Source organism: Lysinibacillus capsici, from assembly GCF_003367505.1.
In the GTDB taxonomy this organism is placed as follows: Bacteria; Bacillota; Bacilli; order Bacillales_A; family Planococcaceae; genus Lysinibacillus; species Lysinibacillus capsici.
The window spans coordinates 73,756-92,826 of sequence record NZ_PXXX01000018.1 but is presented as its reverse complement, the minus strand read 5'-3'; the positions used below and the strand labels follow the sequence as shown (position 1 = coordinate 92,826).

Annotated in this window: 18 protein-coding genes; 13 read left to right on the top strand and 5 right to left on the bottom strand. The window is 37.2% G+C overall.

Features of this window, described 5'->3' with window-relative positions:
- The first annotated feature begins 11 nt into the window (after window positions 1-11).
- Window positions 12-2,075, top strand: coding sequence for a potassium-transporting ATPase subunit KdpB (gene kdpB, locus C7B89_RS16045; protein ID WP_115674098.1), 2,064 nt, complete (start codon window positions 12-14; stop codon window positions 2,073-2,075).
- Window positions 2,076-2,086: 11 nt separating this feature from the next.
- Window positions 2,087-2,731, top strand: coding sequence for a potassium-transporting ATPase subunit KdpC (kdpC, locus tag C7B89_RS16040; protein WP_115674097.1), 645 nt, complete (start codon window positions 2,087-2,089; stop codon window positions 2,729-2,731).
- A 50-nt stretch (window positions 2,732-2,781) separates the two neighbouring features.
- On the opposite strand, the gene C7B89_RS16035 is transcribed toward kdpC, so the two are convergent.
- Window positions 2,782-3,837, bottom strand: coding sequence for a 2,3-butanediol dehydrogenase (locus tag C7B89_RS16035; RefSeq protein WP_048392215.1), 1,056 nt, complete (start codon window positions 3,835-3,837; stop codon window positions 2,782-2,784).
- A gap of 293 nt (window positions 3,838-4,130) precedes the next feature.
- Between C7B89_RS16035 and C7B89_RS16030 the strand changes: the two genes are divergently transcribed.
- Both C7B89_RS16030 and C7B89_RS16025 read left to right on the top strand, forming a co-directional pair.
- Window positions 4,131-5,432: a DEAD/DEAH box helicase gene (locus C7B89_RS16030; RefSeq protein WP_048392216.1), complete on the top strand. Its 1,302-nt coding sequence runs from the start codon at window positions 4,131-4,133 to the stop codon at window positions 5,430-5,432.
- A 12-nt stretch (window positions 5,433-5,444) separates the two neighbouring features.
- The gene (locus C7B89_RS16025; protein WP_048392217.1) at window positions 5,445-6,338 is read left to right on the top strand and encodes a deoxyribonuclease IV; all 894 of its coding nucleotides are present in this window, start codon (window positions 5,445-5,447) and stop codon (window positions 6,336-6,338) included.
- Window positions 6,339-6,382: 44 nt separating this feature from the next.
- On the opposite strand, the gene C7B89_RS16020 is transcribed toward C7B89_RS16025, so the two are convergent.
- Window positions 6,383-6,619, bottom strand: coding sequence for a Nif11 family protein (locus C7B89_RS16020; protein ID WP_004227236.1), 237 nt, complete (start codon window positions 6,617-6,619; stop codon window positions 6,383-6,385).
- Window positions 6,620-6,784: 165 nt separating this feature from the next.
- On the opposite strand from C7B89_RS16020, the gene C7B89_RS16015 reads away from it, so the two are divergent.
- The 3 genes from C7B89_RS16015 to C7B89_RS16005 are packed head-to-tail and all read left to right on the top strand — an operon-like array spanning window position 6,785 to window position 8,833.
- Complete coding sequence (locus C7B89_RS16015; protein ID WP_048392218.1) at window positions 6,785-7,531, top strand: metal ABC transporter ATP-binding protein; 747 nt, start codon at window positions 6,785-6,787, stop codon at window positions 7,529-7,531.
- A 13-nt stretch (window positions 7,532-7,544) separates the two neighbouring features.
- Window positions 7,545-8,408, top strand: coding sequence for a metal ABC transporter permease (locus C7B89_RS16010; protein ID WP_115674096.1), 864 nt, complete (start codon window positions 7,545-7,547; stop codon window positions 8,406-8,408).
- Window positions 8,405-8,833, top strand: coding sequence for a Fur family transcriptional regulator (locus tag C7B89_RS16005; RefSeq protein ID WP_048392220.1), 429 nt, complete (start codon window positions 8,405-8,407; stop codon window positions 8,831-8,833). The genes C7B89_RS16010 and C7B89_RS16005 overlap by 4 nt, the downstream gene beginning before the upstream one ends.
- A gap of 64 nt (window positions 8,834-8,897) precedes the next feature.
- Here the strand turns inward: C7B89_RS16005 and C7B89_RS16000 are convergent, their stop codons facing one another.
- Window positions 8,898-9,281 (bottom strand): hypothetical protein, encoded by a 384-nt coding sequence (locus C7B89_RS16000; protein ID WP_048392221.1) that lies wholly within the window; start codon window positions 9,279-9,281, stop codon window positions 8,898-8,900.
- Window positions 9,282-9,560: 279 nt separating this feature from the next.
- The gene (gene serC / locus C7B89_RS15995; RefSeq protein ID WP_054548539.1) at window positions 9,561-10,649 is read right to left on the bottom strand and encodes a 3-phosphoserine/phosphohydroxythreonine transaminase; all 1,089 of its coding nucleotides are present in this window, start codon (window positions 10,647-10,649) and stop codon (window positions 9,561-9,563) included.
- A gap of 395 nt (window positions 10,650-11,044) precedes the next feature.
- Between serC and C7B89_RS15990 the strand changes: the two genes are divergently transcribed.
- From C7B89_RS15990 to C7B89_RS15965, 6 genes are all read left to right on the top strand, one after another.
- Window positions 11,045-11,581, top strand: a complete 537-nt coding sequence (locus tag C7B89_RS15990) for a hydrolase (protein ID WP_115674095.1) — start codon at window positions 11,045-11,047, stop codon at window positions 11,579-11,581.
- A gap of 275 nt (window positions 11,582-11,856) precedes the next feature.
- Window positions 11,857-12,915, top strand: coding sequence for a hypothetical protein (locus tag C7B89_RS15985; RefSeq protein WP_244205694.1), 1,059 nt, complete (start codon window positions 11,857-11,859; stop codon window positions 12,913-12,915).
- Window positions 12,896-13,753, top strand: a complete 858-nt coding sequence (locus C7B89_RS15980) for a diguanylate cyclase domain-containing protein (protein ID WP_054548536.1) — start codon at window positions 12,896-12,898, stop codon at window positions 13,751-13,753. The genes C7B89_RS15985 and C7B89_RS15980 overlap by 20 nt, the downstream gene beginning before the upstream one ends.
- Window positions 13,743-15,188, top strand: coding sequence for a DUF2334 domain-containing protein (locus C7B89_RS15975; RefSeq protein WP_115674093.1), 1,446 nt, complete (start codon window positions 13,743-13,745; stop codon window positions 15,186-15,188). Before C7B89_RS15980 ends, C7B89_RS15975 begins: the two co-directional genes overlap by 11 nt.
- The gene (locus tag C7B89_RS15970; protein WP_048392227.1) at window positions 15,181-16,452 is read left to right on the top strand and encodes a glycosyltransferase family 2 protein; all 1,272 of its coding nucleotides are present in this window, start codon (window positions 15,181-15,183) and stop codon (window positions 16,450-16,452) included. Before C7B89_RS15975 ends, C7B89_RS15970 begins: the two co-directional genes overlap by 8 nt.
- The gene (locus C7B89_RS15965; RefSeq protein ID WP_115674092.1) at window positions 16,452-18,494 is read left to right on the top strand and encodes a cellulose biosynthesis cyclic di-GMP-binding regulatory protein BcsB; all 2,043 of its coding nucleotides are present in this window, start codon (window positions 16,452-16,454) and stop codon (window positions 18,492-18,494) included. The genes C7B89_RS15970 and C7B89_RS15965 overlap by 1 nt, the downstream gene beginning before the upstream one ends.
- A 32-nt stretch (window positions 18,495-18,526) precedes the next feature.
- Here the strand turns inward: C7B89_RS15965 and C7B89_RS15960 are convergent, their stop codons facing one another.
- Entirely contained in the window at window positions 18,527-19,036 is a 510-nt protein-coding gene (locus tag C7B89_RS15960; RefSeq protein WP_048392228.1) for a PCYCGC motif-containing (lipo)protein, read from the bottom strand.
- Window positions 19,037-19,071 lie beyond the last annotated feature (35 nt).

Here is a 19,071-nt window from a genome sequence, read left to right as displayed (position 1 = left end):
GGAGTGAGCATATGGAAACAGTAAGAAAGAGTTTTTTGACAAGTAAGATGCTGAAAAATGCAATGATAGACGCTTTAAAAAAGTTTAGTCCCACTTATATGCTAAAAAATCCTGTTATGTTTGTTGTAGAAGTAGGATTTTTGTTTGTGGTGCTATTAGTTCTTTTCCCAAATATGTTTGGGAGTGTAGTAGAAGAACATGCTCGATTATACAATGGAATAGTTGCTATCCTACTTTTTGTTACAATTCTATTTGCTAATTTTGCAGAGTCAATTGCAGAAGGAAGAGGTAAAGCACAAGTTCAAACTTTAAAAAAAACAAAGACAGTGACACAGGCTCGTGTGTTGCTTCATGATGGTACGGAAATCCTTAAACAGGCCAATGACCTAAAAAAAGGAGATATTGTATTAGTTCAAGCTGGAGAGGTAATTCCAAATGATGGGGAAGTCATTGATGGCATTGCTACTGTGGATGAATCGGCAATAACAGGTGAATCTGCCCCTGTTGTAAAAGAACGAGGTGGAGATTTTTCATCCGTTACGGGTGGTACGACGGTTACGAGTGATTGGTTGATGATTGAAATTACTTCATTGCCTGGCGAATCATTTCTGGATAAAATGATTACGCTAATTGAAGGGGCTAGCCGTAAAAAAACACCAAATGAAATAGCCCTTAATACACTTCTAGTAAGTTTAACAATTATCTTTCTGTTAGTGGTAGTGTCCCTCTATCCAATGACTATGTATTTGAATGTGCCAATTTCTATCGCAACATTAATAGCACTTACAGTTTGTTTAATTCCTACAACGATTGGTGGATTATTATCCGCAATTGGTATTGCAGGTATGGATAGGGTAACACAATTTAACGTCATTGCAATGTCTGGGAGAGCGGTGGAAGCCTGTGGAGATGTGGATACATTAATCTTAGATAAGACTGGCACGATAACATATGGCAATCGAATGGCAGCTGAGTTTCTACCAGTAAAAGGAGTTGCCAGGGAAGAGTTAATGCAAGCTGCATGGCTTAGTTCTCTAACAGATGATACACCTGAGGGAAAATCTATCTTATCGCTTGCTTGCGAATTAGGGGTGAATACGGACGGTGAAAAAAGCATTATCCAGACAAGTAAACATATTCCCTTCACTGCACAAACACGAATGAGTGGCTTGGATAGGGTGGATGGCACAAAAATTCGAAAAGGTGCCTATGATACGATAAAAAGAGAGAGTTTGAAGGCAGGGTACAGTATTCCTTCAAATCTAGAGTTGCTGGTTCAACAAGTATCTACAGTAGGGGGGACGCCTCTGGTCGTAGCACTGAATGATAAAATTTTAGGCGTTATTTATCTAAAGGATATTGTCAAGGCTGGACTAAAGGAACGTTTTGAACAGCTTCGTGAAATGGGGATTAAAACCATTATGTGTACAGGAGATAATCCACTTACAGCAGCAGCCATTGCAAAGGAAGCTGGAGTAGATAGCTTTATCGCAGAAAGCAAACCTGAGGACAAGATTCAAGTCATTAAGGATGAACAGGCACAAGGGAAGGTAGTAGCAATGACTGGTGATGGTACAAATGATGCACCAGCGTTAGCGCAGGCCAATGTTGGGCTTGCAATGAATTCAGGTACAAATGCAGCAAAAGAAGCAGCTAATATGGTTGATTTAGATTCAAATCCAACTAAAATTATTAAAATTGTAGAGATAGGGAAGCAGCTTCTGATGACACGTGGCGCTTTAACAACATTTAGTATCGCTAACGATATAGCAAAATATTTTGCCATCATACCTGCTATGTTGATGGTGGCTGTACCTGAGATGAGCGCATTAAACATAATGAAACTTAATTCTTCAACAAGTGCGATTATTTCTGCCTTAATTTTTAATGCAGTCATTATTCCCTTGTTAATTCCAATTGCAATAAAGGGAGTAACGTATAAACCAATGAGTGCTACAAAACTTTTGAATAAAAATTTATTAGTCTATGGTATAGGTGGTATTATAGCTCCTTTTATTGGGATTAAGTTAATTGACATACTAGTTGGTCCACTATGCCGTAGTTTTGGGCTATAGGAGGAAGGTACATGCGAAAACTATTTATGAACTTAAAGCAAGCAATTCTGATTACAATAACAATGTTTATACTGTGTGGGCTAATCTATCCTTTTGCGGTGACTGCTTTAGCTCAAGGATTACTCCATCATCAAGCAAATGGTAGTTTACTAGAAATCAATGGTAAAGCTGTTGGTTCAGAACTGATCGGTCAATCCTTTTCAGCACCATCATATTTCTGGGGACGTGTTTCAGCCATTCATTACAATGTTTATACTGAGGATGATACGGTACCAGACAAAAATGGTCAGTTAAATTATAGTGGTGTGACTTCTGGAACTTTTAACTATGCACCATCTAATCCAGAATTGAAGAAGCGAATTGAAGCAGATATCAAGAAGTTTCTACTTGCAAACCCAACAGTAAAACGCCAAGATATACCTGCAGATTTAATGACAGCTTCTGGCTCAGGGCTGGATCCACATATTAGTGTGAAGGCTGCAAACATTCAAGTGAAGCGCATTGCCCTAGCAAGCGGTCTTTCAGAAGAAGAGATTGAAAAAATCATTGAAGAAAATACGGAGAAACGAACACTAGGAATCTTTGGAGAAAATAAAGTGAACGTTCTAATGGCGAATTTAACTATCATGAAAAAAATGGATAATAGACAAGAATAATAACTATAAAATCAGGTAGAGAAATGCTTTATTCTCTACCTGATCGTATTTTATGCTTGAGAATTTACAAGAATTTTAATATGATTACGTTCCTTCATTAATGCCTCAAAGCCTTCTGTTACCACTTCATCAAGAGCAATTCGTTTCGTAACAAGCTTGTCTGCAGGGAAGTAACCTTGGGTCATCAGCTCCATTACGGCTGGAAAAATATCGCGGTAGGCAATAATTCCTTTGACTGTTCGCTCTGATAGAACGATATTGTTCGGTTGGATAGCAGCTGTAGACTCCCAAATCGACACGATGATTGTTTCACCTTCAAAAGTTGTTGAGTCAATAGCTTGTTGTAATACCACTGGAACGCCCGTTACTTCAAAGGCAACATCTACACCACCATTTGTTAATTCATGTAGACGCGCAACGGCATCTTCCTCTTTAGGATTAATGACGGCTGTTGCACCAAGTTCTAAAGCTTTTGCGGCACGCTCTGCTGAAAGCTCTACAGCATAGATTTCTGATGCGCCCGCTGCACGTAATGCTTCAATGACAAGTAGTCCGATTGGTCCTGTTCCAAAGACGGCAGCTTTGTCACCGGCTTTTAATTTACTTTGACGCACAGCATGTAAAGCGACTGCTGCTGGTTCAACAAGTGCTCCTTGCTCATAAGAAAGCCCTTCTGGCATTTTGTGAACCATTTTTTCATCTACCATTGTATATTCGGAGAATCCACCGCCACCGCCTGAAAGACCGTGAAAACCTAAATGTTTACAAATATTATATTTACCTTTTTTACAGGCAGCACATTCGCCACATGCAAGGATTGGTTCTACTACTACAGGATCACCGATTTTAACAGATGTAACACCATCGCCAATTTCAACTACTTCACCTGAAAATTCATGTCCCATTACAATAGGTGCGATGTCTTTACTTACATAGTGAGGTTGCTCCACTGGAATAAAGATTGGCCCAGCTGCGTATTCATGTAAATCACTGCCACAAATCCCTGTCCAATGTACTTTGATTTTTACTTTTCCAGGTGCGATGACTGGTTCTTCAATGTTTTCTACACGGATGTCTTTTGCTTTATACCATCTTGCTGCTTTCATAATCTACCAACCTCCCATAATATCTTACAGCTCTATCATAACATGTGGGGAATCTGCTAATCATTAGTTCCCTATAAATTGACATAAAAATTACATATTACAAGCGTTTTCGAACATTGTTACAGCGCTTTTATGATTGCATATTCTGCGTATTTCAAGTACCTTTGATAAGGGCTTTGTTACGGTGATAATAAAACATTAAAAATATGTTTATGCTAGTAAGAAATAGGACGTAAATATACCTTAAAGTTCGAATCATGGTACAATGAAAAAGATGTTAGGAGGAACGAATGATGTCAAAATATACTGATTATAATTTTCAGCCATTTTTGCAGGACGCCATTGCAAATCTTGGCTTTACAGAACCGACACCAATTCAAAAAGAAATTATTCCGCTTTTATTAAAAGGGAAAAGTGCTATTGGACAGGCACATACAGGAACAGGGAAAACACATAGTTTTTTAATTCCAATTGTTCAACGTATTGATGTAGAAAAACAGGAAGTACAGGCCGTTATTACTTCTCCTACACGAGAGTTAGCACAGCAAATTTTTGATGCATTAAATCAATTAATAGAAGGAACAGCTATTCAAGCAAAACTATTTATTGGGGGTACGGACAAACAACGCTCCATTGATAAATTAAAAACACAGCCACAAATTGTTGTTGGAACACCAGGACGTATTCGTGACCTTGTTTCAGCACAAGCGTTATTTGTGCATACAGCACCAATTTTAGTTGTCGATGAAGCGGATCTAGCTTTTGATATGGGCTTCATTGAAGAGATTGATGGATTTGCTTCACAGATGCCCGAAAAGCTTGAAATGTATGTTTTCTCTGCAACAATACCAGAAAAACTTCAGCCGTTTTTAAAGAAATACATGGAAGCACCAGTGCATGTCCATATGAATGATAAACGACCAGTGGCAGAAGGTATCGATTTTGTACTTGTACCAGTGCGCTCAAAATCTCGTAATAAACGTTTATTAGAAGTCATTGAGGGCATTAATCCCTTTTTAGCTGTTATCTTTACCAACACACGTAAGACAGCAGAACACGTTGCTGGCTATTTAAATGAGCATGGTATCCGTTGTGGCCAAATTCACGGTGATTTAAGTCCACGTGATCGTAAAAAAATGATGAAGCAAATCCGTGATCTTGACTACCAATACATTGTAGCAACTGACTTAGCTGCTCGTGGTATTGATATCCAAGGCATTTCTCATGTTATTAACTACGAGATTCCAGAAGACTTAGAATTCTTTATTCACCGCGTTGGTCGAACAGCGCGTGCAGGCAATAAAGGGACAGCCATTACTTTATTTGAGCCATCAGATGAGGATGCAGTAGTTCGCGTAGAAAAAATGGGCATTCCTTTTGTACAAAAAGATGTAAAAGATGGCGAATGGTCAGAGTTAAAAGAGCGTCATGCCCGTAAAAATCGTGTGAAGCAAGAGAATGAAATTGATGTGAAAGCAAAAGCGTTGGTACGTAAGCCTAAAAAGGTAAAACCTGGCTATAAACGTAATATGAAGTGGGAAATGGAAAAAATTAAAAAACGTGAACGTCGCTTAAAGGCACGCGGTAAAAAATAAGGGGGCTTTTACATGTTACTTGGCTCACATGTTTCGATGAGCGGGAAAGAAATGCTACTTGGCTCTAGTAAAGAGGCACTGTCATACGGAGCCAATACATTTATGATTTATACTGGAGCACCGCAAAATACACGTCGCAAAGCCATTGCTGACTTAAACATTATGAATGGACTCCTGCATATGAAAGAGCATGGGATGACCAATATTGTTGTACATGCACCTTACATTATTAATATTGGCAATACGGAAAAACCAGAAACATTCCGTCTCGGTGTAGATTTTCTACAATCGGAAATTGAACGTACTGCTGCACTGGAGGCAACGCAAATTGTTTTACACCCTGGTGCCCATGTAGGAGCTGGTGCTGATGCTGGTATTGCTAAAATTATTGAAGGTTTAAATGAGGTATTATCTCAGGACTATCCCGTTCAAATTGCATTAGAAACCATGGCAGGGAAGGGGACGGAATGTGGACGTTCCTTTGAAGAACTTGCTAAAATTATTGATGGTGTAACGAATAACGAGCGACTTTCTATATGCTTTGATACCTGTCATACACATGATGCTGGCTATAATATCGTGGAAGATTTTGATGGTGTATTAAACGAATTTGATAAAATTATAGGCGTGGAACGCATTAAAGTATTGCATATCAATGACTCCAAAAATGTGCGCGGTGCAGGTAAGGATCGTCACGAAAATATTGGCTTTGGTCATATTGGCTTTGATGCCCTTAACTATGTAGTACACCATCCACAATTAATGGATGTTCCTAAAATTTTAGAAACACCCTTTGTCCCTCTCAAGAGTGACGCTAAATCTAAGGTAGCTCCGTATAAAGTGGAAATCGATATGTTACGAAGTGGTACTTTTAAACCTGAGCATATTGAAGCTTTAAAAGGCTAACAGAAATAACCCGAAATCAGGCTAGTTCTGATTTCGGGCTTTTTTTATTTTGTAAACAAGGCGATGAGTTGACGAGAGCGCTTTCTTCCTAAAACGGCCTCCACTTCAACAAGAATATCTTTAGGAATCCCTAAAAATAGCCAAGAAAATGAGAATTGCTCCAAATAAGGTCGAAGTTTTTTTACTTCAGAAGTCGTAATGCTAAAGCCTTCTTCACGAGCAATCGCGACAATTTCCTTATCCGTGCTTTGTGCTAATTGCTGTAAAAATTGAATACTCAAAGTCAATCCTCCTTTATCTCATTAATTTTCACGAAATCATTTATACACTTGCAATCAGCTATTAGAAAAAGCATCCATCTTCTTTTCTTTACAAAAACTGCACTTTCCTTTATACTTACAATTTGTAAATCGTAATGATTTTGAATTAGAAAGAAGCGATCATGCATGAAAACAACACTTATTGACATTGAAAATGTGTCATTTCAATATGACTATACGCAAGTTTTAAAAAACATTTCTTTTCGTGTAGAAGAGGGAGATTTTTTAGCACTTCTCGGCCCAAATGGTTCGGGAAAATCAACATTATTAAAAATTATTTTAGGTTTGCTGAAACCTTTATCCGGAGAAATAAAATTATTTGGTGAACCAAGTGCAAATTTTAAGCACCGTGAATGGATTGGCTATGTCTCGCAAAAATCCAATGCCTTTAATTCTGGCTTCCCGGCAACCGTGCAAGAGGTCGTGAAAAGTGGATTAACGAAAAAATTAGGGCTTTTTAAAAGACCTGGCCGAGATGCCAAAGACAAAGTTCAAGAAGCTTTAAAGGCAGTTGGCATGGATGCTTATATGAATCGCAACATTGGAGAACTATCTGGTGGACAACAACAACGTGTTTTTATTGCAAGAGCTTTAGTCAGTAATCCCAAATTGCTCATTTTAGATGAGCCAACTGTCGGCATTGATCACGAGAATGTGCAGTCATTTTATGATATGCTGGCGAAATTAAATCGGGAACAAGGAATTACGATGATTCTTGTCACACACGATGTCGATACGGTATCGAATCGTATCAGCCATGTGGCATGTTTGAATCAAACTATTCACTTCCACGGCTATAAAAATGAATTTGATAATATTTCTCAGGATGCGCTAGACGCTTGGTATGGCCATTCCGTGAGAAAGATTCATTAGAAGGAGCAGGCATATGATTGAAGCAATTTTACATTATGAATTTTTACAAAATGCCTTTTTCTCTGGATTATTAATTGGCATACTTGCGCCCCTGCTGGGTGTGTTTATTGTTGTACGTAGGCTATCCTTGATTGCGGATGCTTTGTCGCATGTAACACTTGCAGGAATTGCTGGGAGCTTATACATTAGTCAATCAGTGACAGCCTTAGCAATGCTCAATCCTATTTATCTAGGAATACTAGCCTCTGTGAGTGGCTCTGTCTTGATTGAGCGTTTAAGACGTTTGTATAAGCACTATGAGGAGCTTGCCATTCCAATTATCATGTCAGGTGGTATTGGGATTAGCGCCATCTTTATTTCACTTGCCAGTGGTTTTAGCACAGATTTAATGAGTTATTTATTCGGCTCGGTTTCTGCTGTATCTCGTCAAGACTTATGGGTAGTGATTGGCATTGCTGCCATTGTGATTATCTTTTTGTTTTTATTTTTTAAAGAATTATTTGTTTTGTCTTTTGATGAGGAATATGCAAAAGCTAGTGGACTTCCGGCTCGTTGGGTTCATCTTTTATTTATGATTGTAACAGCACTTGTCATTGCGGCAAGTATGCGCATAGTTGGTATTTTACTTGTATCATCTCTGATGACATTGCCTGTTGCAGCAGCAATGCGCTTGGCAAAGGGCTTTAAACAAACCATCATTTTTGCCATTGTTTTTGGAGAAACAGCTGTACTAATTGGTCTAATTAGCGCATTTTATATGGATTTAGCGCCAGGAGGCACGATTGTTGTCACTTCTATTCTGATTTTGTTACTTGTAATCCTAGGGAAGAAAGTAGCACTTAAAGTGGCTGCAAAGCAGGGGGAGGTAGCGCAATGAATATTTCAAGAGCGTGGGAAATATTAAAGGAAAATGGCTATAAAAAAACAGATAAACGGGAGTTAATATTAGATATGTTTGCAGCAACAGATAAATATCTAACAGCCCGTGATTTATTGGATGTTTTAAAAAAAGATTTTCCGGGAATGAGTTTTGATACTATTTATCGTAACCTTGCTACTTTTGTGAAACTTGGGATATTAGAAGAAACAGAGCTATCCGGGGAACGTAATTTCCGTATGCACTGTGAATCTGCGCATCATCACCATCATTTTATCTGTATGGACTGTGGCAATGTCAAAGAGCTTAATCTTTGTCCAATGGAAATGTTAGGTGAAAAATTGCCTGATTATGAAATTGAAAATCATAAGTTTGAAATATATGGTAAATGTCCTGATTGTAAGCATGACACTCTGTCACATTAAATGTTGACAGAGTTTTTTTCTATGTAAGAAGAGGGTGCCAATAGAAGGCTACCCTCTAAAAGGATTAAGCTACTGCCACTCGACGAATCGCAACAATTTTATTGCAATCTACGATTAAAGGAGAAGCAGCTGCTGCACCTGGCTCAAGGAAGTATGCACAGCAATTTCTTGGATCGAAGGAAATGAAAGTCACACCTAAGAAGCTAATACCTCCAGATAAGAAGATATCTAGTGTAGTAGCTAGCTCTAATTTTCTTAATTGGTGACAAATACAGCCTCTACAGTTGCTGCTCATTCTTGGTGTACATTTTTCTTCTTTTTTACAATGACATTTTTCCTCTTTTTGGCAATGACATTTTTCAACTTTACGTTGACAGCATTTTTCCTCTTTTTTAGGACATTTACAGCCTTGCCAGTTCATATGTGACATATATCTTTTATCTTCCATTGTCTAGACCTCCCTTCCTCTAGTTTCGTAAGGGTAACCCTTACAGTAATAATCTATGTTTGGTGCATAGCTAGAGGCTGGCGATATGTCCGATAGGCTGCTTAAAAATCTATATTTTTCTCAAAAACTTTTGCAATGTGTAAAGCCCTAAGCTGAGATATTGCTATAAACATCTAATCAAGCTAATGGTATGGGGATAGATTTCTTATTTCCTTCTACAAGTGCGAAAAAAAGATGAATCTTTACATTTCTGTAAAGATTCATCTTTTAAATAGAAGTTTATTGATGTTTTTGTTGGAAATCTACCATGAAATCTCGTAAAGCTTCACATGCCTCAAGGGGCACTGCATTATAAGTGGAAGCACGACAACCACCTACAGAACGATGTCCATTTAGCCCAACAAAACCTGCTGCCTTTGCCTCTACAAGGAATAATTTTTCCAGCTCCTCATCTGCAACACGGAATGTAATGTTCATTAAAGAACGGCTTTCTGGTGTAGCATGGCCTTTGTAGAAACCATTACTATTGTCAATGGCATCATAAATGACTTTGGCCTTTAATTCATTATGTTTCTCAATTTCTGCTACGCCGCCTTTAGCTTCAACCCATTTTAACACCTCGCCTAGCATATAGATCCCAAATGTTGGAGGTGTATTATAAAGTGAATTACTATCAGCATGTGTTGTATACTTTAGCATCGTCGGAATATTTTTATTGGCTTTTTCAAGTAAATCTTTGCGAATAATTACGACCGTTACACCTGAAGGACCAAGGTTTTTTTGAGCACCAGCATAGATGATTCCGAACTTTTCAATATCAACTGGTTTTGATAGGATGTCACTTGACATATCTGCCACTAATGGAACATTTCCTGTATCAGGGTAGTTTTTCCATTGCGTACCATATATCGTATTATTGGATGTGATGTGAACATATGCATCATCTTCATTGAATTGAATATCTTCTAAAGCAGGAATATTGCGGTATTGGTTTTCTTTTGTGCTTGCAGCTTCAACAGGTGTCCCAAATAATTTAGCTTCCTTAAAAGCTTTCTCAGACCATGAGCCTGATAATACATAGCTAGCTTTTTGCTCAGTTGTTAAGAAGTTCATAGGCACCATTGTAAACTGAAGGCTTGCTCCACCCTGTAAGAATAGTACCTCATAGTTTTCAGGAATAGCATAAAGTTTTTTTAATAAAGTAATGGCTTCGTTATGTACTTCATCAAAAATGGCACTACGGTGACTCATTTCCATAATGGACATACCTGAATCACGGAAGTTTACTAATTGCTGTTGAGCATTTTCTAATACTTCTTGTGGTAGAGCAGATGGACCTGCGTTGAAATTGTATGCACGTTGTGTCAAAGTGGTACACTCCTTGTTTGGTTAATAACAGAACTTTACTGGATTATAACCTAATTTTCAAGAGAAAAAATAAAATTCTTAATATTTGAGCAGAATGGAGACAGACTCGCAACAAAATGTACACATTTAAGCAGGTATTTTTCATTAAAAACGAACAAATAGAAAGTTTTTTTTGAAATTAAGTGATATTTTCCGTATATTAAATATTTTTTATTGCCATAAAAACGATAATGTTCGTGTTTTTATTTACAGGTATTTCCTTCTTGGGAGTGTGAAACCTACAGGCTAAAGCAAAACCATTAAAATCGATTGTTAGAGAAAACTCCTTATTACTTTACGAGAGATAAGCAGGTTTTTGTATAGTATTATAAAGAAAAGAAAAAGAGGTGTTCAGGATGTTTACAGTAGAGAAAGCTTGTTTAGTAGTTGTAGATGTGCAAGGAAAGTTAGCAACAATTGTTGATGACAGTGAAATGGTAATTGAAAATGTGGCAAAGCTCGTACAAGCAATGCAGGCACTGGAAGTACCTATTTTATGGCTAGAACAAAATCCAAGTCGTTTAGGCGGAACGGCTCTTGAGATTGCTCAGCATTTAGAAGGGCAACCGATTCCTAAAATGGCCTTTAGTGCGTGCCAAGAAGAGGCATTTGTAGAGGCGATGAAGGAAAATGGACGTACTCAATTCATTGTGACAGGTATTGAAACACATATTTGTGTGTACCAATCGGCTAGACACCTGAAAGAACAAGGATTTGAAGTAGAGGTTGTTGTAGATGCAGTATCTTCTCGAACAAAGGCAAATAAAGATATTGGGCTTACAAAGATGCATGCGCTTGGTATTTACCCAACTAGCACCGAAATGATCTTGTATGAACTACTACAACGTGCAGATCATGAACATTTTAAAACCATTTTGAAGCTTGTTAAATAACGCAAATTAAAATTGAAACAATTGGTATGTTTATTCCATTCATTGTAATAACAATTTTGCTTTCAAGAGAAATATATACAAAGAAATTGGGTTAGATTGAATAAATGTAGATGTCTAATGGGTCTATAGACCTTTATTGGGCATCTTTTTTATTTTAGGGCTAGATTATGTGTGACATTACTCATATAAAAACTTAGCCATTCCATTTGTTGTATACTATAATTAAAAATCGGGAATTCGTTATGGGTAAATAACTTTTAATTAGGATGATGACTATGAAAAAAAATGTGAGATGGTTACTGTTAATAGTTAGTGTCGTTCTTATTTCAATAAGTTGTACAGGTAAAGAAGTAGCTCTACAAAAAGAACCCCTTTCACCAACAGAACAATTTGTTATTCAAAATTTACTGAATGATGAAGGGTTAATAAGCACGGATTTAACAAGCCAGAAAGATTTATTTTTAGCGGAATCAGTAGGACTATGGCTAGCTTACTTATTAGAAAAAGGCGATCGTGCTCGTTTCGATGCCCAGGTCAATGTTCTGAAATCCTACTTTTTAAAAAGCGACTTTATTGTCTGGCGACTAGAAGGCACAAAAAAAGCCACAGTTAATGCACTAATTGATGATTTGCGAATCATCCGTGTTTTACTAGAAGCAGGTGAAAAGTGGCATGAATCAACGTATGTCCAATTAGGAAAAAAAATTGGCGAAAATTTGATCCTACATGGAATGAACGAAGGGTTATTTGTGGATTATGTGGATGTTTCAAGCCATGCACAAGCCAACACATTGACAATGAGTTATCTAATGCCTTCCGCTTTTTATACAATGGAAAAACATGGATTATTGTCTCAACAGCAAGTCCAAGATCAGTTAGCTATTTTACAAAATGCCCCTCTCGCTGAAGAAGGATTCTATCCAAAGTATTATGATATTCCCTCTAAAAGTTATAGATTTGATGAAGAACTGCACATGATTGATCAATTATATGTAGCCTATCATATGGCTTCTATTGATGGAGATACTGAACCTTTTAAACGTTGGCTGTTAAATCTGTTGAAAAGAGACGGGAAATTATATGGGCGTTATAATGCACAAACAAATCAACCAACCGTGAGCTATGAGTCTCCTGCTGTGTATGCAATGGCAGCTCGATATATGCTCGTTTTAGAAGAGCAGCAAAAAGCACAGATGTTCATTGAGAAAATGTTATCGCTAAAAGATCCTACTACAGGTTATGTTGAAAAAAATACACAATCAACGCATAGTTTTGATAATTTACTACCACTATTAGCAGAAAGGGAGGTAGAAAATGCGATTAACAATGAATAGAAATAGAGCAATTTTGATATATGGGTCAATTTTAATCTTACTATTACAAATACCTGCCTATTTTTTATTGCGTCAGGATGCAGAAGGTTATTTACTTTACTTGTTTTTAATGCTTTTAATAGTGCTTACTCTTTGGAGAGGCATGGTATTTGGGCTTATTAGCAGTCTCATCTTTATTTTTATTACAGGTTCAACATTGCTCTATACGGGAATAACGGGAACAATGACATTTCTAAACCCTTCATTTTCCATGCAGTTTTTTTTCCTTTATGGCATCGTACTATTACTCCTCATACTTTGTGCAGGAAAAGTGCATGAATTAATGACTGAACAGGCAAGCTACATAAAAAAATTACAAGAAGATGTTAGAAACTATGTAGCAATTGATGTGGAAACTGGGTTTGATAATGAAACACGTATGCGAATAACTGTAAATGAAGAGATGCGTAGAGCAGATAGGCATAAGCATACTTTTGTCTTTATCATTTTAAAACTTGAGAATTATGATCAATTTCAAAGGCTTTACGGGGCTAAAGAAGTACAACACTTATGGCAACAACTTTCTCAAAGGATACATCAAACGGTTAGACAAACAGATAAAAAATTTCGGTTTCGCGAAAATCATATTGGGTTATTATTAATTGATACAACAGACCAGTATATGGAAGTTATTTATAATAAACTAGACCAAGCCTTAAAAAACCATCAATTGTTAAACGGAAAATGGGTAACACTAAATTATAAAACTAGTTTCTATACGTATCTTCCACTAACGGAGTCGACGTTCGATGAAATTTTATCGGATCTGGAAAGAGAGATGAAAACAAATGCGCTCTAATTATAGCTTTTGGATCGCCATTGGATTCCTTTGTTTTTATACGTTCACTATATGTGACTCTGTACTAGCAGCCGAAAAAAATAGGGACACTGCATTGATTTATGTCACAAGTTCCAACCAGCCTACTATCGATGTATTGGCATTACAAGACATGCTTGAAAATTTTACGTCAGTAGATGTTTTATCCATAGAAGATGTAAACGAACAGATGCTTCAATCTTATAAACGCCTTGTTGTTATGAATAACTATCCAACTAGAATTCCTCCAAATGCCTTGTCTGCAATAAATCAATTCTCAGGATCAGCCATTTTGATTGGTGAAAATGCATTTCAGTTTGCTCCTTTTTCAAAATGGAAGAAGGGCCCCATAGTGGAACTTCGAGCTATTGGGGGAGAAGTATTAAATAATCCTATAAAATGGAAAAGTGTAATACCATCAGGGGATTTTGACATAGTAGAGAGAGCTACCTCTTTAAATAAGACATACCCTTTTATCGTCAAAAAAAATAATTGGTCTTTTATAGGTGATTTTATTAATAAAGATACAATGCAATATCAGTGGCCAGCGATCATGGGGGAGCTTTTGCAAATAGCAAAGCCTCAGACACATCCCGCTTTTATTGTTTTATCAGATATTAATATGAAGACAGATATGCAAAAGTTAAAAAAGCTCGTGCTGGAGTTTTCAGCAAAAAAATTACCGATTGCACTTGAAGTGACACCTATTGTAGTAGATGAAAGCGATAAAAGATCCTACTATTTGCACGAAAATAAAAAACTATTAAGTTATCTACAAAAATTACAAAAGGAAGGTTATGTATTTATCCTTTCTTCTTCTAATTCAACTGAAAAAAACCTTGAGTATTTAGTACTACGTAAAATCTATCCTACTATCAGTCAGGGGGATAGCTCCCTTTTTACCAGTAGTATTCAGCAGGACAGTCAGCAATTATTTATGACACAAAGCGAAGATAACCATACAATTTATCCGATTACAGCGGGATCTATGGCAGATATAGAAACATATTCTTTCTATCCAGTAAAACAAAAGATAAACCTTTTATTAAAAGTTCCTAGTTCTATCATCGGTATTCAATATCCTGCCTATTTTAATGCTTCCTATGTGCAGGAGCTTGCCGCTTATTTAAGCGAACATCCACAAATTGAACTACTTAATCTCAGACAGACGAAGCAACAAGTAATATCCAAAAATGTTTCGATTAAGCAACATGAAAATGGTGAACAAACAATACAATTAGCATTTACAAAAATCGAACGTTTAAAAATATTATTTGATGAGCGACCATTTGAAATAATTTTATGGGCGCTTGTCTTGATTGTTTCGCTGTTTGTCACATTATTTTTTATTAGTACCTTGCGTTTACGTTTTACCTTACGTAAGAGATTATTTGAGGAGAGGAAAACAAATGGCTAATACCTTATTTTTTATATCACTTTTCCTCATTTGGATCATGCTGCTATATCATATGTTTTTAATGGAGGGTGGTTACTTACACTTTCGAACTTTTGAAAAGCCAATTGATGACTGGGCTAAAAAAATGGACAAGGTTCCCTCAGTCAGTGTCTTTATACCAGCGCACAATGAAGCACTTGTGATTGAACAAACACTACGAGCCATGTCACGACTATATTATCCAAAAGATCAACTAGAGGTAATTGTCATTAATGATAATTCTTCAGATGAAACTGGTGCTATTGCAGCGCGGTACGCAGAAAAATTCCCATTTATTCGTGTCATTGAAACAGTAGAGCCAAACAAAGGGAAGGGTAAATCCTCTGCCCTCAATTCGGCACTAGCTGATTCCACAGGGGATATCGTTGTTGTTTATGATGCTGATAATACACCTGAACGGATGGCCGTTTGGTATTTAGTGATGGGTCTCATGAATGATTCAAAAGCGGCTGCCACTGTGGGGAAATTTCGCGTTATTAATGCGGCAGAAACATGGTTAACTCGTTTTATTAATATCGAAACGATTTGTTTCCAGTGGATGGCCCAAGGCGGGCGTTGGAAATGGTTTAAGGTGGCAACTATACCTGGTACCAATTTTGCAATCCGACGGACAGTTTTGGAGCAATTAGGCGGTTGGGATGTAAAAGCATTGGCTGAGGATACAGAGCTAACCATCCGTGTTTACAATTTAGGCTACCATATTCGTTTTTTCCCAAAAGCCATTACGTGGGAGCAAGAACCAGAAACCTTAAAAGTATGGTGGAAACAGCGCACTAGATGGGCAAGAGGTAATCAATATGTAGTGCTGAAATTTTTAAGTCAATTCTTCACACTAAAAAGAAAAAGTATCATGTTTGATTTATTTTATTTCTTTTTTACGTATTTTTTATTTTTCTTTGGTGTCATTTTATCCAATGCCCTATTTATTATTAATTTATTTTATGATATTGGATTGACCGTTGGCGACATTGCCCTTGTTTTATGGGTTTTAGCCTTCTTACTGTTTCTAGGTGAAGTGATGATAACCTTAAGTATTGAAAAAACAGAAATGAATCGGAAAAATTTCTTTTATGTCATACTTATGTATTTTACCTATTCTCAAATGTGGATTGTGCTAGTCGTTTGGTCATTACTATTAGAAATAAAGCGCATGTTTACTGGTCAAGAAGTTCAATGGTATAAAACAGAGCGTTTTTCCAAGCAATCAGATAAAGGAGCAGAATAATGAGAACCAAATTCTTCTATTTGTGCTTATTTTGTATTGGTTTTTTTAGTTTTGCTAACAATGCAGTTGCAGCTACCATTACCGTAGATGACAACACAATTGTAATAGAAGGCAATCAACAGCAGAAAAAGCCCTTACTAGCACAGCCAATCGAATTACTGGGACCTTCTTCGTCAAGAGATTTTTATTACAATCTAAACGAGGATGTCCCATCCAATAACCAGCAAGTGACATTTCAAATCCAGCATTCTGAGCTACTTATAGCACCATCCTCCTTCACAGTGAAAGTGGATGATGTAGCAATTAAAACAGTTCCATTGAAAGCAGATTCATTAAAACAGACTGTTACCGTTAACCTTCCAAAAGAAGCACTACTAAAGGGTTCTCATAAAATCACAGCTAGTTTTTATGGAATTCTTAAGGAAGGAATTTGTGTGCCTCCTGGCAACGCAGGTAATTGGCTACGTATTGAAATACTATCGTCTATATCAGCATTTAGTGAGGAAAGTGATGCTTGGTCATTAAATAGCTATCCTGCTGCGTTTTTAGGCTATGAGGGATATGCTACGACGGTTATTGTACCAAAGCAGACCTCTGAGGCCACTTTAAACAGTGCATATCAGCTCGCTGCCTTTTTATCCGAACATGGTGACACAGATGTACAGATTGAGCGTGAAGATGCTATTAATAAGATAAGAGGTCCTATTATCATTGTAGGGGCAAAAAAGGAATTTAGTACAAGCCTATTAAAAAAGATGTTAGCAAACATAAGCGTTGAGCAAGATACTATGACACTTACGATGCAGGAGCTACTGAATACAAATTCGAATCGAAAAGTACCTCTTTTAGCTGTAACCTCTTCAAATGGCCAAGCTATTGAGGAGCGACTATCTTTTTTAACCGAAGCAAGCTTATTCGAGCAATTAATTGGTGATACATTAGCGATTAACGATGTTCCTAAAATAGAAGAGTCATCTGATACGACGATTTCATTTAAGCAATTTGGCTTTGAGGATCGACTTTTATCCAGCCAAGCGACAATGACACCTCATTATTATGTGTCGTTGCCAAAGTTAGAGGCAAACAAGGAAGCTTTTATGCGCTTGATCGTTAAAAAATCAGCAACAATACCTGACAGTAAAGAGGATGAGGATCGAAAATTAGAATTGATCGCGTATATCAATAATGTTCCACATGCAGTAGATTTACGAAAATTAGAACAGACTACAACAGATATGTATGAGGCCATTATACCGATCCAAACAAATGTGCTCAACAAACTTTCAATGACCGATATTCAGTTTGAAGTGACAGGCTTTCAACTAGAGGATCCTTGCGAAACAACCAATGAACGCTATTGGATTTACATTGATAGTGATAGCACATTATCGATTACAAAAGATGATGCTGAACCAACGTTTACCTTACGTGATTTTCCTAATGCTTTTCATGAAAATACGTTAATCGTTATACCTGATAATGGAGGAATTGACGATACAACTATGGTATCACTTTATAAATCGTTAATGACGAATGGTAACATGGCAAAAACCTCGCTGATGAAGGATAAAAATGTGACAGAGGAAGCTTTACAAGGGCATGCAGTCATTTTTATGGGAGAAATGGAACAGCTAACATGGCTTGCCAAGCAATCCTCAAAAATCCCTCACACATCTGAGCAGCTTATCTCACAAGGGTTTTTACCTGAGGCAATTGGCCAATATGTGTTCATAACGAAAAATTTCTGGCAGCTTAAAGAGCCTTTATTATGGATTCATTCATTAGAAAATGCCTCTGTAAAAGATAACTTTTATGCTCACTTGAAAGAGACGAATTCACAGACAGACGCTGCGATTGAAACAAAAGAAGGGCAATTTGTTGTAGCCATAAATCAAAATGCTGATAAGGAAGACGGTAAAGTAGCTAAAAAAGGTGAAATATCCTATGTTTTAATTGCAGAATTTGTTGGGCTCATCCTTGTCATTGCAGTTATCCTGTATATCATCCTTCGTAAACGAAAGAAAAATCAACTGAAACAATAAAAGCAAAGTCGCGAATGTGCGACTTTGCTTTTTTATGCAGGCATGTCCGTTGGTGTTGGTTTTGCATAGCCCTCTTTATACGTGTCATCAATGAACTGACGAATTTCTTTTAAGCTCTTGCCTTCCTTGTGCAGTTGTGCTGATTGGACAGCAATCTCTAAGCACACTAAACAACGCGTCCCATGATCATCCCAAACAATCGAACCATCCTCACGTTTTTCCTGAATAAAGCAATTTAAATTACTTTTATGGCCAGCAGATTCCCCACAGCCGCAATAGCATGGCATCCATTCGAGAATCTCTGTTGATTGTCCAGCGATTTGATAGACTAAGCGTATATTTTCTTGTTTGCCCTCTAAAAAGGTTGGTAGGACGTCAGCAGAAGCCGTTTCTTCTTGGATATCACCAGATGCCTCTGCATGGTCATGACCTTCATGTGAAGCGTCATTTGCTTTAGGAGAGGTTTCAGCACTGTTTTTATCTCCACAAGCACTTAATAACAGTAACGCCAATACAACAAAAATAGTAATCGATTTCTTCAAAAATAGCGCCTCCTACATGTTTACAATACTTCCAT